The following is a 15428-nucleotide window of genomic DNA, read 5'->3' on the forward strand; positions in this document are numbered from 1 at the left end:
CCATAAGGTTATCCATCTCCAATGAATGTTCCTACGCGTCAGATTCTCCCGGTTGCCACCCGATTTCTTGGGACCATATATGAGCTTTCTCTAAAATGCTCCACACCATCGGCCCTTTGCCTTCCACGTACTTTGGCCGCTGGTCCTTGTATAATGCCATAAGCCTGTGCTTCTCTTTTGCATATTTCAATCGATCCTCTGGATGTTCCCTCAAATAATCTCTAAAAAGCAAGTTCATCTGCTCTGAGAAACTCCCTGCTTGTCTTACATGTACATGCGATCTCCTGCTTCCGGGCACTTCACGAAAATATCGCTTGGTTTTATCGGGATTTTCTTCTCTAAATACGAAGCCGGCCGCTTCGATTTCTTGTTTGTAGTTAGGCAATTGTTCGTGATTGGATACGGAAATTTGTATATCTATGATCGGTTTGGCATCCATTCCGACGATGGAAGTTGATCCGACATGGTCAATCCGCACAGCCGTCTCTCCCAACGCCTCTCTTAATCTCATCCCGGTTTCGAGAAACATATGCCTCCAAGCAGGATCATACATTGCAATTCTCCATTGATCTTCCATGTAGTCCTCCCTTTGATTTCATTAAGTATAGTTTCTATCATCATTTCTCTACACGACTCTATAAACCAAGTGAGATGTTTCCTCTCCTGAAAGAAAACCTAATCTGGTATATAAATAGTCAGCCTTATTTCCTAATGTAACGAACAAACGAATGGTTGGAGAGAAACCTTCCAGATGAGAAATCGCCTTGAATAACATATATCTTCCCAAACCCTGATTACTATAGCACGGCTTAACTGCTATATCATACACAAGAGGCATATCCTCCCACATCGAAATCAAACAAAATCCAACAACCTCGTTCGTCTTTTTATCTACTAAAACCGATGATGCATTCAATAGCTCATCCTGACGGTTATGTTCAAAATAATAACTCACGTCATCCCGATATGTATCCAGATTTCCCTCATCCATTCCTCCACGATATGATTCGTTCATGACTTGAACAATGCTTGGCAAATGTTCCAATTGGGGTTTAATACAAATACAATCAGTATGGAGGTCATTTTCAATCTTCTCTGTAGGTCTAATCATACATTTCCTTGTGTTTAAAACTTCGAAACCAGCCGACTTCAACACATCAATATGTTCAGCCAGAACATTGTAAGCATCTACTTTTGACTGACCCCCTGAATTTTGAATGGCATAACTCTTTAAGAAATGAACCATACCTACAGTCAACGTGGATGGAGGGATCATAAAGAAAGATCCAAGTTCATTACTTGTCAAAGAAATCCCTCCCACTCGTTGATTATCTTGATAGATCCAATAACAATCACTTGCGTCTAGCATCATTTCTTGAAGGGATGCCCAGCTCGGTCTAAACCAGATATTCTTTCTATACGTCGCAAAATACTTGGCATAGCTAGTTTGATTCGCTGCTACTAACGAATATGAAGTCTTATCACTCATTGCCTTCTCCCTCTCTACTACAACTTACTCCTCGATGGTTATCCAAATATGTTTTAATCTATACTTGATTCTCAGCATACAACTCATTATTTGCTTGCGGCATCTAATACATAAACACGTGCTACTACTCTTTTGTTTGAAAAATCACAAGAATTCAAAAAAAGAGAAGGAACAAAAGTCCCTCCCCTTACCTTTTCAAAGATAATCACACTTAAATTTAGAAAACTCAGCCACAGAATCTTCTCCACTAGCGTATAGACCAATGAGCACGCCTGTAAATCCCCCGGCAACCTCTGAGGAAAGGTATTTCGTCTGTGCTGTCCCTAAAAGGATGTCCTTGCCATCTGCACGAATAAGGAAGCTATAGCGTTCATGGCTTGCCTGAATTACCAAAGTGGCATGATGATCACTTCCCAGTTCCACTTCATTTTCGACTGATTTGATATCCCCAATATTCAGACGCTCAATCACCTTATACCCGCTCTGCTCTTTGCGAAGGGCCAAGTCATAATGGTGCTGTTCATCCATGTAGATGGTGATGCCTGCCTCGCCATTCGTAAGACTAACGTCAACAGAGATGGTCGCGTCAAAGTCTTTTTGACGTAGCCCAATAAATGTCGGGGATGCTGGAACATCCAGTGTCACTTCGGTTCCTTTTAATTTTAAGTTGCCTTGCTCTAACAAGTAATTTTCTGTATTCGGATGACGAAGATAACACCAGTCCAGATTCCAATCCGTGTTCTCGAACGTATAGCTTTTCTTCTCTTGTTGAATGACTGTGTCAGAGATACGATCAGTGTCAAAACTCATAAGCGTCGTACCTTCGTGCCCTGCTGTAAACCAGCCTTCCTCGTCAAAGGTAACTGGCGTAAGAAATACTTCCCGGCCCAGATGATGATAGGTAAGCCATTGCCCACTCTGACGGAATCCCAAATGGAAGATCCACCAATTGCCTTCCTCGTCCTGAATCAGGTCGCCATGACCAACCCCCTGCAACTCGTAACCGCCAAGATTACGGTTGGTCAGAACAGGATTGTTGGCATAGGGTTCGAAAGGACCGGAAGGAGAATCTCCCCGCGCATACGTGACCATATGACCGTATTCGGTTCCGCCTTCAGATGCCATGAGGTAATAATATCCATTCATTTTATACAAATGTGGACTTTCCAGATAACGTCCGCCTGATCCTTGCCATACTGAACGGCTTGGGGTCTTTTTGTGACCTGTTTCAATGTCAATTTCACACTGAATGATTCCCCCAATTCCTTCATCGTCGGTTCCGTTGCTCATAAAGAAGGCCTTGCCGTCTTCAAAATACAGATCGGGATCGATTCCCCCTTGATCCACAATAATCGGTTCTGACCACTCCCCGTATATATCGTCAGTCCATATATAGAAATTCTGACGCGTCGTGTCGTTCGTCGTGGTCATGTAGAATCGCCCGTTGTTGTATCGAATTGTAGGGGCGAAAACTCCTCCGGAGCTGCCCACCGTCTCCAAATGAATCTGGCTTTTTCGGGTTAAACAATGACCGATTTGCGTCCAATTCAATAAATCTTTGCTTTCAAATAGCGGGACACCCGGAAAGTACTGAAAAGAACTGCATACCAGATAATAAGTGTCATCCACCTTGCAGATGCTCGGATCTGGATAGAATCCTTTAATGACCGGATTATTGTATTTCATTTGAGCCACCTCTTTTTCTCTAATTCACATATTTAAGAATCCAGCTTCATAAGCAGATAAAAAAATTAAACACTATCGCAATCATTCTTTCAATGCGTTAGAGTTGAAGAGTCAAGTTATTTTCGTTAAATTAATATATATATGATTTCATTAGATCTGGTTAGGAGATTGTTAAGGATGATCAAAGCGAACGGAGATTCAAAATTCATACCATTATACGAAGCACTGGCAAGCGAGGTTAGATGGAGAATCATGGATTTGATTGCAGATCGTGAAATGAATGTGAAGGATATTGCGGCTGTGTTAGAACTTAGCCCCTCCATCGTCACGATGCACATACGAAAGCTTGAGCAAGCCGGATTGATCGATAGCCGCAGGATACGCCTGAATGGAGGCACGCACAAATTGTGTTTCCTCACACAAAATAACATCGAGATCGAACTACCCTCCGCCAATCGGACAGCAAGAATTAGAGAACAGACCATTTCAGTGGGGCACTATACTGCATTTGAAGTTCATCCTACCTGCGGTCTTGGAACACACGAGAAAGAAATAGGAGTCTGGGACGACCCACGCTACTTTCTTGATCCTGAGCGGGTCCATGCTGCCATCCTCTGGTTTGGAAGAGGTTATGTCGAATACAAAACGCCTAACTATATGCTTCCTGATGAGACTGCTAAAGCCATTGAAATTTCAGTGGAATTGGCTTCTGAAGCCCCGGGTTTACGAGATCATTGGCCATCGGATATCCGATTTACGTTTAACGGCATTTCGCTTGGAACATGGACAAGCCCCGCTGACTTCGGAAGAGCTGCCCGAGGCAAATATACACCGACATGGTGGCATCGCAATGTGAATCAATATGGATTATTAAAGACCATTCGTGTGGATGGCTCGGGTACGTATATGGATGGAGAGTGGATGTCAGACGTGACGATCGAGGATATCCAGCTGGAGGAACCATTCTGGACGCTTCGTTTCACGGTTGACGAGGAGGGCGCTAACGTCGGGGGATTAACACTTTATGGATCCGGGTTCGGCAATCATGACCAGGATATTGTCATACGCGTACAACGCTAATCTTTCTTTATGTCGTAACGAATAATCCCGTTCTTCTCTTCAAACGTATTCCTTTGAATGAACGGGATACTGCTGTACGCAATTAAAGAAGCTTTCTATATTCAACGCCATGAACATGAATTAGCACATTCTGGGCCGCCAAACTTTCAAATAAATCCAACATATCACCAAAGGGATTTTCGAAATAGGCGGTCAGGTGTTCATAATTTGCAGTGGATTTCAAAAAGTTATAAAAAAAATAAGGGTCCATGTTTCCAACATCATCTTTACTGCCGAGAGAAACCTCCAACGTTTGCCCTGTTTCTGCATTCTCGAACATGCAATGCTCTCCATGAACATCAAAATGCCAGTTTCCACTCAAATATTCTTCACCGTTTAATACTTCTTCATTAGAAAGAAAGTAGTACGCTCCAGTAATGATCTCTTCCTTCTCAGCCTGACTGGTTTCCGAGATCAATTTGTCTATCAGTTCTTGTGCGATTCTTTTGTATGTGTTCATTGCTTCCAATAATGTATCTGTTGTTTCTTGGGTTAAAGGGTGCATCTCTTGCCTCCTGCTTGTAGCGGACGTCTTGAAAGACCTTCAAACTCGCCCTATGTTTGTTTTTATTCTTTGTACTTGGTGCTCCAACGGATAGAGCTATTGACGGCTCGAGCGCATCGCCTTTACATGTTTTAAACTGCTATCGTTTAAGAACTCTTGATATGCTTCTGATTCTACGGCGTAGATCGCCACTTTTCCTTGTGAATTATGATGAATGCCCCAACCGTAACGTTTCCCCAACGAAGAAGTGCGAAGACAGGGTTGTCCCTTGGAGAAAAACTTGGTTCTCTCTAGTGATCTTTGTTCATCTGGAATATCATTGCGCTGCGCGAATACTTCAAACATGACATCCTCTTGCGTATATTGATAAGGGTGGTTTGTTATCATTTCATACTGTATAACTGGAACGGTTTTGCCGCTGTTTTTGGCTTTGGGGATCTCTGCCACTTGAACAGGACAATCTTCTGCTACTGCAATAAAAGTTTCATAATAGTTCATGTCTTTCATCTATATATCCTCCCATCAATTCAGAAAACATATGGATACGAATATACAATCAAGCTTGAGCTGTTTTATACATATTTTTTAAAAGCCTTGCTGGATTCCCCATCGTATCCTAACTTCGTGTAGAAGCTGTGTGCTTCGTCCCTGGATGAACCGCTGGTGAGAAAAATCTTTACACAATTTTTCTGAATGCATACATCCTCTATGTGCTTCATAAGTTCAGATCCATATCCCTTACTCTGCACATGCTCCGTAATGATAACCCGCTCAACCACGCCAAACGGTCTATTTTCCACCAAAGCATCCAGACAAATATGTAAATGCGCAGTCCCAATAACCTGATCACCAACTTCGTAAACGAATAAGAAACTGTTGGGATTATTCCTTACTTCTTCAATTCGCTCCGCCAGTACCTTCGTATTCAGGTTGTTCGGTAATAATTCTTTGTACAACCTTTCAATAACCTCGACATCCCTTGCTTCGGCCTCTCTAATCATCAGGTACCACTCCTCAACTTATATAATAACTTAATATGATGTCACCATTGTCCTCGAATTCACCCGTCTCCTGAAACCCGGATTTCTTATATAAAGCGTTTGCCACTATGTTGTGCGGCACATGAGATACCCTGATTTGCTTGCAATCGGTTCTCTCTTTTAACTTATGAATCACTTCCTTGATCGCCAATTTGGCGTATCCTTTCCCCTGGTATTTCTCATCGATCATGAATCGAAGTATCCAATAATATCCATCATTATATATCTCATTATCAAATAAAATAAAGCCTATCATACGCTCCTCTGCAAAAATTCCGTATGGCTTCGAGGTGATTTCCTTCGTCGCATGTATTAATGAATCTGCATTGCTTGCTACCAAATTCAATTGGTCTTCGCGCGGTTGAAGCTGGATACACTCTAATTCGTTTTCTGGGGTTATAAGTTGTAGATTCACTTGCTCTGCTGACACATCAATCTCTCCTTGCGCTCAAATGATTACTACGTCAATCATACCCCAAAAAGTGGTATATGCGAACAGTTCCTTCCTCTTTTTCAACCTGCTGATTAGCAGTTCTTTCCTTACAGATCCAGAACAAAAAACCACGGTTTCCCGTGGTCCATCCATTCCAGTATGTTCTATTCTACCGATCCACTTACTAGTCTTCCTTCAAACCATACAGCCTGTCGTGCAGCTCTTCTGGCAACTGCTTCCGCAGAACAACTTGCGTGAACTAATATAAAACTAGCTGTGTCCCCTACCTTCGGCCATACCTGTTGTCCCTCTGAATCCAGTGGAGTGATACCATTTGTGACAAAGGCAAGAGACTGAGCCAAGGAGCGCTCATCGTTATACCCGTACAATTCGGCGAAACGGCCGGCTTTCTCCAGTTGATCCCCATTGCCAAACGGAGACCAATGATCAGTCAAACTGTCTGTCGCCAGCTTCACGTTCACCCCATGTTGTTGGAGCATCGGCAGTGGCATCATCATTTTACCAATAGGCACGGTCGAAGCAACGCTCATACCAAGGGAAGCCATTCGTTTGGCCATTTCTTCCGTTTCCTGCTGTTCCGCACGGGCGAACCAGAACGCATGGCTTACGGTGACTTTACCCTGAAGTCCCGCTTCTTCGGTCAGATCAGCCAATTGCAGCAGCGTTTGTTTACCTGGTTCTCCGGAATCATGCAAATGAATATCGATGCCTGCCTGATACTGAACAGCCAGTTCGACCATTGCATTTAGCGATTTCTCGATATGCTCGTCCACAGTGTGCGGATCAAGTCCACCCACATGAGTGGCCCCTTCCGCCATGGCTTGACGCATGAGCTCAACCGACTTAGAGCGGAGAAGTCCATGCTGCGGGAAAGCGACGATTTCAGAGGATATTTTGCCCGAAAATGTCTCCAATGCCTGCTTCGTCGCTTCCAGCCGTTTCAACCCGCTGACCGGTTCAATATTGCAATGACTGCGCACATGAGTGGAACCATATCCCTGAATCAGGCTCAGAATGCTCTCCGCCTGGCGCTTTGCATCGGGTAATAGCTTGGGCAGCAATACTTTCTCTTCTTCGATACGTTCGAAAATGCTCGAGATGCGTCGAACCGCTTTCCATGGTGCATCATAATACGTTTTATCCAAATGAATATGGGCTTCCTCGAACGAAGGCAACAGCAGCATTCCTTTACCATCAATCTGCGGCAATTCGCCTGTTAATTCCGTATCCACATCCACAATGGCTGCAATGACTCCATCTTCAATCCGCAGATGACCAAAGCTTGTCCGGGTGCCAGTTACCTGCCCGTCTTCCATTACATAACTTTGCTCCAGTGATACGTTGGTTAACCAGTATTCTTGCTTCAACATGGTCACTCCCTCTTTCCACTCGGTCTATCTTGCATCGAGTACCGATTCATCTGTGGTCAATGGTAACATAGGATTTTATTCAGTAAAAATAGTTAAAACGTTGGTGTTCCATACGATTATCGTCTAGATATTATTGGATTTCCCCATTAGTATACGAAGTGTAATATATCCTAAAACTTGAATCACAAATACCATAGCCACAAATTCAATCAGAATGCTGTTGCCTGCACTTGAATCGGTCATGATATCCTTTAAAATTAGACCTGGCTGCTTCAGGAGATCCCAACTATTCCACCGATTAAATCTCCCGATGTATACCCCTAGACTGCTCAGAAGTAAAACAACGCCCACAACTACCATACCGCTAAATTGGTTTAATCGTTTATTTAACAATTGGTGGATTTGATGTATCGAACAAATGGACAGAAATAAACCCAGTATGGCTACGACAAATGTTAGGGTGAGGCTATACCAAAAATCAATATTAACCCAGAATTTAGTTTCCCCTTGAGGATCAAAGTATCTGAATGCATGCAAAATTTCTGTGAAAAGATATGCCGAATTCGGTAGAAAGAACAGCCAGCATACACACATCACCCCGATTAGTGCGATGCTTGTACTTGAAAGTTTCTTATGGCTTACATAGCTAATCGTTGATGAAATGATGAATGGAACCCATGCTAAAAAAATATCCCACGTTAAAAATTGATACATGTTCGTGTTCGTTTTGGTACGCAAGTAGACAGCAACAAGCAGACAACCTATGGTAGCAACGATTAAAACACTACTCATTTTTAAATAAAGCGTATTTTTATTATTGTTCATTTCTTCGCTTCGATTTCCCTTTCCTTGGTGGTATGCCTGAGCAGTCCCGATCATTTGATTATCGATTTCATAAAATAACCGTCGCTCCAACTTCCTTGTAGTCCACGTCCATCATAACCCAAAATGTGGTATATGCGAAAATAGCGGCGTGAACCCAGAAGGAAAAGAAAAACTTTCGCCATATTTGCGTTCATCTTCTATTCTTCTACCATTAAAGAATGCAAAAAAACAGGCACTAGGAAGTGCCTGTACATATTAGAACCAAGCGAAGCACTTACCTGTAGTTCCCTGCTTCTTTTTTATATGAAAATATGATGATCAGAAATTAAACCGCGCATGTCCGCCATCGGTCACACCTTCGATTTGTTCAATATCCAGCAATCTTCGCTTCATCTCAAGTCCTCCGCGAAAACCGGTCAGTTTGCGGTTGGCACCGATAATGCGATGACACGGCAGCAGTACCGGAATAGGATTGGCTCCATTGGCTGCCCCAACAGCTCGCACTGCTGAAGGTCTCCCCACCCCAGCAGCAATATCGCCATAGGTTCTTGTCTCACCATAAGGAACATTCCCCAACTCCGTCCATACCTGCTGTTGGAATGCCGTTCCGATCAGATCGAGTGGAATTTCGTCTGTGAAATCCACCTTGTCTCCGGCAAAATAGGATTGCAGCCAATCCATCATGCCGGTATGCTTCAACGCTGCTTCATTCTCTTCGAGCTCCACTCCAGGAGCAATTCGACCAATCCAGCTGCTCCAATCTTCCAGCGTTTCATTGGGCATGATGACCCGGCATAACCCTTTTTCGGTGGCAAGCAATACCCACGGACGACCGTCTAATTCCATTTTGGTCCACATGATGCTCTTTCTCATACGTATATCGCCCTTTCCCCACGAGGTTTTATATCTGGTTTCTTTTCTCGTTATGCACACATACTACACACGAACTGTTTTTTTCACTTTTCGTTTCATGCTGCGGATAATCTGCTTCGTCTCCAGATCAACACGATAGGACTCCGTTATTTTCTGAAGAGCCTTATTATACGTAAAGTCATCCAAGGTATTGTCCTGCAAATAGCGCATCGTGGCTTCAGGCTGCTTCACATACGCGATGGAAATTGCCCAGGCCACTGCCATTTTCACATAGTACCCTTCGTGATGAATGGTATCTAATGAAGCAAGCACTCTGCTGATATATTGTTCTTCCATATAAAAGTTCAGCAGCATCACAACCCCGAAGCGAATGTCATATTCCTGGTTGGATACCAGATAAGGCTGCAAGAAATGCCACACCTGATCCAGATGTGCTTTTGTATATTTCAAACCACCGCAAAAGCTGTCGCACACCGACCAGTTATCTATTTTGGGAACAAACCAGGCAATATGCTGCAGTAGTTCCTCCATATCTGCTTGGGCATGACCGATGACCATCGCTTGCAGCATCACTTCTTCAAAATAATCATCATCAGCGGTTTTCAGATAGGCGCGCCAGTCCTCTTTGACGATTTGTTTCGCCATCTTGCGTATTTCAGGCAGTCTCACACCTAACAGATTCGTGATATTCGGAATGAGAGCAGCCGAGAATTTCTGATATTCCGGTTCGACCAGAGATAACAATTGTGTTCTTACAACCGATTCCACATGTCTCCTCCTCATCGGGTTTTCTACAACAAGTATATCCCGACAGCTTGCATTTGTAAGCCCATATCGAATGTTTTAGCAAGATTACAATATCCATTTCCCATGGTCGCTGTTTAACTTCCATTCCTTTTCGTTTAAGAATACGGAGTTGAACCCATCTAGAAAGGAGACTACATATGAACCGATCCCATCCCAAAAAAGATTTTTCGGTTGAAGAGATTACGGAGCTCCTTGTGCAATTCGTACAAACCCAAAACTTGACCGAATTTTACAAATGGGCCAAAGAACTGCATCCCTATGACCTTTCTCTCATATATAAAAAGTTCCCTGAACAAGAGACGAAACGCTTCTTGCTTTTATTCAAACCGGACGTTCTCGCCGACATGGCAGAAGCGCTCACGCTCCACGAACAGGTGCATCTGTTCGAACAGTTAGGCCCGGAGCGCACGCTTGAAGTCATGCAGCAAATGGACAAAAGTGATCTGATTCGCTTCATGCATGATCTGCCCCTCCAACGCAGAGAAGAATTGTTGTCCAATATGAATCTCGACCATTCAGCCATTATCCGCTCCGTGCTGAACTATCCACCGGAAACGGCTGGACGGATCATGACCGATCGGTACCGTACCCTGTTATCGCATGAAACCGCGAAGGAAGCACTGAGAGAATCGCAAGCCACCCTGCACATTCCTGCAACCAGTTATCTGTATGTCACCGATGACGAAGGCAAACTAGTAGGAGTCGTGAGTTATCAATCCCTTGCTCAGGCAGATGACAACACCAAAGTGGAAGAGCTGATGACCCGGCGTGTCATCCATGCAACAGTTGATATGGACCAGGAAGAAGCTGCGCAGCTGCTGCAACGTTATGAGTTTATGGCTCTACCTGTCGTAGATGAAAACCGCAGATTATGCGGTGTGATCCAAATGGATGATGTCATTGATATTATTATGGACGAAGCCAGTGAAGACATCGCCAAGATGGGTGGCGGTAGTAAAGATATCGATTTTGACACCAAACCACTGGTTGCTGTCAGACGTCGCCTTCCTTGGCTCATTTTATTGTTATTTATCGGACTGATCTCGGGCAGCATCGTGGATTTTTTCGAGGACACGCTGAATCAGGTTGTGGCACTGGCGTTCTTCATGCCCATGATAGCCGGTATGACGGGGAATACGGGTACACAATCCCTTGCAGTGGTTGTACGTGGCTTGATTGGACGCAAGCTGGACAAGGCCACAGTGCTCGCGCTAATTGGCCGGGAGATTAAGGTAGGCACAATGATTGGACTGGTATGCGGGTTGCTCATTACGGTCATCGCCTATTTTTGGCAAGGTGACTGGCTGCTCGGAGCGATTATTGGAGTATCACTATTCTTTACCCTCGTAATTGGAACACTGACCGGTACTTGCATTCCTCTCCTGCTTAGTCGATTCAAAGTAGATCCTGCGGTCGCCTCCGGCCCATTAATCACAACGCTGAATGATATTTTATCGTTGTTCATCTATTTCGGCATCGCAACCCGTTTTCTGGATGCCTTAATGTAATTAGCTTTTAGTCTTTATTCATTGAACAGGTGTTTTGCTACAGTAACCAAAAGACTCAACTTCCTATGCACATGTAAAGAAGTTGAGTCTTTTGGTGTTATTTTCAATCTAAAAGAGAACTGCCTTATACTTCATTTTAATGTATTTGCTATTTCAACTAATGTTTGATAATCGTATAACGGTTCAAGATTGTTGTTTTTCCCTGAAATAAGAGAGTACGTTAAACCCTCGTTTCTCCAATAGATGGCACTTACATTTCCGTCTCCTTGGTCCCATGTTTGAGAGCCATTAGATAATTTTAAACCTTTCTTCCCATTCGGAGGCGTATCCACCTTTGAATTTGTAATCATAGTGATCAGGTTCAATCCTTCGTCGGTATTTGCATACGTGATTTCTACTGCTTCAAATTTACCATTGGTATCTAAAATCCTTGCTGATTTTTGAGTAACTTGGAAAGGAACTGTCGGTTGTTTGATTTCAAAAGGGGTCCTGGCTTCAGCCTCTTCAAATGAAATTTCAACTGGAGGACTCAGATCCAAATTATTAATCGGTTGGTTACTCTCCCCATTTTTTAAGCAAGCAGACAATAAAAGAGGTATCATACATAGGAACAGCAACTTATTTACAGTTTTCAATTAATCACCTCGATATCAAAGTAGTTACTTCTATGACGTTTCTATTAGCTGGAAAGTTATGTTTTTTTCCTGCTCATGTGCAATCTGCTGCAATAATGTACTATAGGCCATTGCCTCCCTGGAGTATGATCATGTAACTACAACTCGGGGAGGCACCTATGAATCTTACATCTTTTTTCATCTATTGCATTGTCGTTTCCTTCACACCTGGTCCCAGCAATATTGTGATTCTCACTTCCGTCGGGCAAGTTGGGACCCGGAAAACGATGGAATATGTGTGGGGAGCCACTGTTGCATTTGGCTTATTACTTGCTGCTTCTGCTCTTCTCAATCATGTTCTCGCTGAGGTATTGCCTGGTATTCTCAAAGTGATGCAGATCCTGGGTAGTGTTTATATGATATATCTGGCTTATCAAGTCTATAAAATGGGTGCCACCGAGAAGGCATCGCAGCAAGTTACGGGATTTGTGAACGGGTTAATCATGCAGTTTGTGAATCCCAAAGTGGTTCTGTTCACGTTCACAGTTATTCCGAGCTATGTTCTGCCATACTACGACAGCGCCATGTCAACGTTTCTGTTCGTGATCATCATTACCATCATCAGCTTCTTGGCCTATTCCAGTTGGGCCGTGTTTGGCTCCGTCTTCAGAACCTTACTCAATCGTCATCAAAAAGCAGTGAGTATCCTAATGGCCCTTTTTTTGTTATACTCAGCCATTATGGTATCGGGAATCATCTAACGCGCGGGAGGTGTGTGCAGCATGGAATTGTTTAACTATAAGAAATCACAGGACGTACTGGCTTTATCCGCCAGCTTTACGGATTTCACCTATAAAAAACATTGTCACGAGGAATATGCGGTTGGAGTAACCCTTCGCGGTATTCAGCAATACCATCTGGACGGACACTATCAAGCCTCCCACAAAAACGGCGTGATGTTATTCAACCGGGAACAGTCCCATGATGGAAGCTCCTACGACAAGGCCGGCATAGACTATGTCATGCTTTATCTGAAGCCGGATTTGGTCGAAGAGATTCTCGGGAAGAAGGAATTGCGTTTCACCTGTCCCATCGTTTATGACCCTGTGCTTGCACGAAGCATTCTGATGCTGAATGATGCCGTTCAAAACGGACAGGATGAAGCGAAGTGCAGCGAACTGCTCTTGAGCCTGTTGCAACTGCTGTCCCAGTCGGAAATCGACACCAAGCTATGGCGGCCTCAGGACAATCTGGTTCGAAAAGCGAAAGAAATGATGTTTTGCAGTATTGAAGATGTGCTGAAGCTGGATGACCTGTGTGCGGAATTCAACATGTCCAAGTTTCAATTTATCCGCGAGTTCAAGTCCCATGCCGGTATTTCCCCTTACCAGTTTTTCCTGAATTGCAAGGTGGAGCGTGCCAGACAGTCCATTGAAATGCATAAGGATGTTTACTCCGCCGTAGCCGAATGTGGTTTTGTCGACCTGACTCATCTGAACAGACACTTTAAACGAGTATTCGGTATTACGGCTTATGAATATATGCTGCAGTTAAACTAATTGAATCGGTACGATTAACCGACCAAATGTATAAAACCCCCGCATGGAACGCGAGTTTACCTCAACGTTCCACACGGGGATTTTCTTTTTCCTTCCGTTGCCGTGCTACCATTCTCCCTTAAATGAGATCCTAACATCAGGCGCGCTTCTTCCTTCTCCAGATCCAGCCACTAACCATTACAAGCAATAAAATAAGTCCCCCATATATCATGAGATAAAATGACCAACTTCGTCCTTGATCGTTTTTTTCAAAATCCTGACTCACTACTTTTCCTGCACCCAGCAGCTTCAACGCGTCTCCAGCTTGATCAACGGAAACATTGCCACTGCAAAGATTCGTATGCAACTTATCGTCCATTTTATTCTGATAAGCAAAGATCAGATAGGATTGGTTCTTATCCAATTGAATCCCACAAGATTCCGACCCCGCATCATTACCCATGACAGTCATTCGTTTAGAAGAAACACCCTTCCATGCGGTATCCACTTCAAATGTATATGCTCTCACTCTGTCAGTGCTAAATATTTGCACCCCACCCCTTTTCACCACTTTACCTGTAAAAACCGATGTGGACGTCTTCAGTTTCTCTTGAGCATTCGATTCTACACAACTGCAAGCATAAGCTTTTTCCCCAGGAAATACCGTGTAACCCAATCCAACCAACAACAAAATCAATGCAAACCATACTAAGCGCTTCATCCTTTCACCCCCGGCTCAGATTGCAACACCCATCTTGTAATCGTTCACATTTTGTTTGAAGCTATATTTATTGTAAGATTATAGCATAATACGAATACTGTATTGGGCATCATCAGAATTCAGACACCTTGGAGGAAACCGTCACTTGAATCAAAATTGGAAAAAGAATATCTCCATCCCGCTGCTCGTTGCAGCGTTATGCCTCATTGCATTTGTAAGTATCGCCCTGTCCATCAGCGACAACCAGATCCACGTCTTTGACGATACTTTGATTGGCTGGATTCAGGGCATGGAATCACCCGGAATGACACGATTGATGCAGCTCTTTACCTGGATTGGCAGCGAGGTGCCTGTAGTTGTCATTACCATTCTCGCCATGCTTGTGCTGTATATCTACCTCAGGCACAAACGCGAGCTGCTCTTCCTGGCCTGTGTTATTGCGGGCTCGACTTTGTTAAATGCATTGATTAAGCTGGTATTCCAGCGCGCCAGACCTACGATTAACCGGATTATTGAGGTGAGTGGTTATAGCTTCCCCAGTGGACATTCAATGGCAGCGTTCAGCTTGTATGGCGGCCTGGCCTTCTTAATCTGGAAGCATGTACCGACAGCGACTGGACGTGTACTCATGATTATTGTGAGTGCAATCTTTATCCTGACGATTGGAATGAGTCGAATTTATCTGGGGGTACACTATCCCAGCGATGTCGTGGGCGGGTACTTTCTGAGTGGATGTTGGCTTGCCATATGCATATGGTTCTATCAGCGACATCTGGAACGTCTTTCCCTGTTACAGTCCAAATCTCTCGCTTAGGCTTTTTCGATCACCATGCAATGATCCAACCCATGCTTGAAAACAAACCAAACGTAAAAGAACCT

At 43.8% G+C, this 15428-nt stretch carries 18 protein-coding genes; 5 read left to right on the forward strand and 13 right to left on the reverse strand.

Going from position 1 to position 15428, the window contains the following annotated elements; translation table 11 throughout:
* Positions 1-31: 31 nt before the first annotated feature.
* The 3 genes from RS891_RS24545 to RS891_RS24555 form a co-directional block, all read right to left on the reverse strand.
* A complete protein-coding gene (locus RS891_RS24545) occupies positions 32-577 on the reverse strand; it encodes a GrpB family protein (protein WP_315793466.1) in 546 nt (181 codons plus the stop codon).
* Between the two features lie 48 nt (positions 578-625).
* The gene (locus RS891_RS24550; RefSeq protein ID WP_315793467.1) at positions 626-1489 is read right to left on the reverse strand and encodes a GNAT family N-acetyltransferase; all 864 of its coding nucleotides are present in this window, start codon (positions 1487-1489) and stop codon (positions 626-628) included.
* Positions 1490-1684: 195 nt separating this feature from the next.
* Complete coding sequence (locus tag RS891_RS24555) at positions 1685-3175, reverse strand: glycoside hydrolase family 43 protein (RefSeq protein WP_315793468.1); 1491 nt, start codon at positions 3173-3175, stop codon at positions 1685-1687.
* 177 nt (positions 3176-3352) lie between these two features.
* Here RS891_RS24555 and RS891_RS24560 point away from each other — a divergent pair, with 177 nt between their 5' ends.
* Entirely contained in the window at positions 3353-4255 is a 903-nt protein-coding gene (locus RS891_RS24560; protein ID WP_315793469.1) for an ArsR/SmtB family transcription factor, read from the forward strand.
* A gap of 82 nt (positions 4256-4337) precedes the next feature.
* Here the strand turns inward: RS891_RS24560 and RS891_RS24565 are convergent, their stop codons facing one another.
* The 8 genes from RS891_RS24565 to RS891_RS24600 all read right to left on the reverse strand — a co-directional run bounded on the left by RS891_RS24565 (position 4338) and on the right by RS891_RS24600 (position 10129).
* Positions 4338-4799, reverse strand: coding sequence for a DUF6896 domain-containing protein (locus tag RS891_RS24565; protein ID WP_315793470.1), 462 nt, complete (start codon positions 4797-4799; stop codon positions 4338-4340).
* Between the two features lie 96 nt (positions 4800-4895).
* Positions 4896-5306 carry a DUF6157 family protein gene (locus tag RS891_RS24570; RefSeq protein ID WP_113053510.1) on the reverse strand — a complete coding sequence of 137 codons (411 nt, stop codon included), beginning with the start codon at positions 5304-5306 and terminating at the stop codon, positions 4896-4898.
* 65 nt (positions 5307-5371) lie between these two features.
* Complete coding sequence (locus RS891_RS24575) at positions 5372-5800, reverse strand: GNAT family N-acetyltransferase (RefSeq protein WP_315793471.1); 429 nt, start codon at positions 5798-5800, stop codon at positions 5372-5374.
* Between the two features lie 13 nt (positions 5801-5813).
* Positions 5814-6269, reverse strand: coding sequence for a GNAT family N-acetyltransferase (locus RS891_RS24580; RefSeq protein ID WP_315793472.1), 456 nt, complete (start codon positions 6267-6269; stop codon positions 5814-5816).
* Between the two features lie 167 nt (positions 6270-6436).
* Positions 6437-7663, reverse strand: a complete 1227-nt coding sequence (locus RS891_RS24585; RefSeq protein ID WP_315793473.1) for an amidohydrolase — start codon at positions 7661-7663, stop codon at positions 6437-6439.
* A gap of 123 nt (positions 7664-7786) precedes the next feature.
* Positions 7787-8578, reverse strand: a complete 792-nt coding sequence (locus tag RS891_RS24590; protein WP_315793474.1) for a DUF1361 domain-containing protein — start codon at positions 8576-8578, stop codon at positions 7787-7789.
* Positions 8579-8806: 228 nt separating this feature from the next.
* Complete coding sequence (locus RS891_RS24595) at positions 8807-9361, reverse strand: methylated-DNA--[protein]-cysteine S-methyltransferase (protein WP_315793475.1); 555 nt, start codon at positions 9359-9361, stop codon at positions 8807-8809.
* 63 nt (positions 9362-9424) lie between these two features.
* Positions 9425-10129: a DNA alkylation repair protein gene (locus RS891_RS24600; RefSeq protein ID WP_315793476.1), complete on the reverse strand. Its 705-nt coding sequence runs from the start codon at positions 10127-10129 to the stop codon at positions 9425-9427.
* Between the two features lie 176 nt (positions 10130-10305).
* Between RS891_RS24600 and mgtE the strand changes: the two genes are divergently transcribed.
* Complete coding sequence (gene mgtE, locus RS891_RS24605) at positions 10306-11676, forward strand: magnesium transporter (RefSeq protein ID WP_315793477.1); 1371 nt, start codon at positions 10306-10308, stop codon at positions 11674-11676.
* A gap of 131 nt (positions 11677-11807) precedes the next feature.
* Here mgtE and RS891_RS24610 read toward each other — a convergent pair whose 3' ends face one another.
* Positions 11808-12311, reverse strand: coding sequence for a hypothetical protein (locus RS891_RS24610; protein WP_315793478.1), 504 nt, complete (start codon positions 12309-12311; stop codon positions 11808-11810).
* A gap of 158 nt (positions 12312-12469) precedes the next feature.
* Here RS891_RS24610 and RS891_RS24615 point away from each other — a divergent pair, with 158 nt between their 5' ends.
* On the forward strand, positions 12470-13051 hold the full coding sequence (locus tag RS891_RS24615; protein ID WP_315793479.1) for a LysE family translocator: 582 nt from the start codon (positions 12470-12472) through the stop codon (positions 13049-13051).
* Positions 13052-13072: 21 nt separating this feature from the next.
* A complete protein-coding gene (locus RS891_RS24620; RefSeq protein ID WP_315793480.1) occupies positions 13073-13849 on the forward strand; it encodes an AraC family transcriptional regulator in 777 nt (258 codons plus the stop codon).
* 136 nt (positions 13850-13985) lie between these two features.
* Here RS891_RS24620 and RS891_RS24625 read toward each other — a convergent pair whose 3' ends face one another.
* The gene (locus tag RS891_RS24625; protein WP_315793482.1) at positions 13986-14549 is read right to left on the reverse strand and encodes a hypothetical protein; all 564 of its coding nucleotides are present in this window, start codon (positions 14547-14549) and stop codon (positions 13986-13988) included.
* A 145-nt stretch (positions 14550-14694) separates the two neighbouring features.
* Between RS891_RS24625 and RS891_RS24630 the strand changes: the two genes are divergently transcribed.
* On the forward strand, positions 14695-15363 hold the full coding sequence (locus tag RS891_RS24630; protein WP_113053500.1) for a phosphatase PAP2 family protein: 669 nt from the start codon (positions 14695-14697) through the stop codon (positions 15361-15363).
* Positions 15364-15428: the final 65 nt, after the last annotated feature.

This window comes from Paenibacillus sp. BIC5C1 (assembly GCF_032399705.1).
Taxonomy (GTDB): domain Bacteria; phylum Bacillota; class Bacilli; order Paenibacillales; family Paenibacillaceae; genus Paenibacillus; species Paenibacillus taichungensis_A.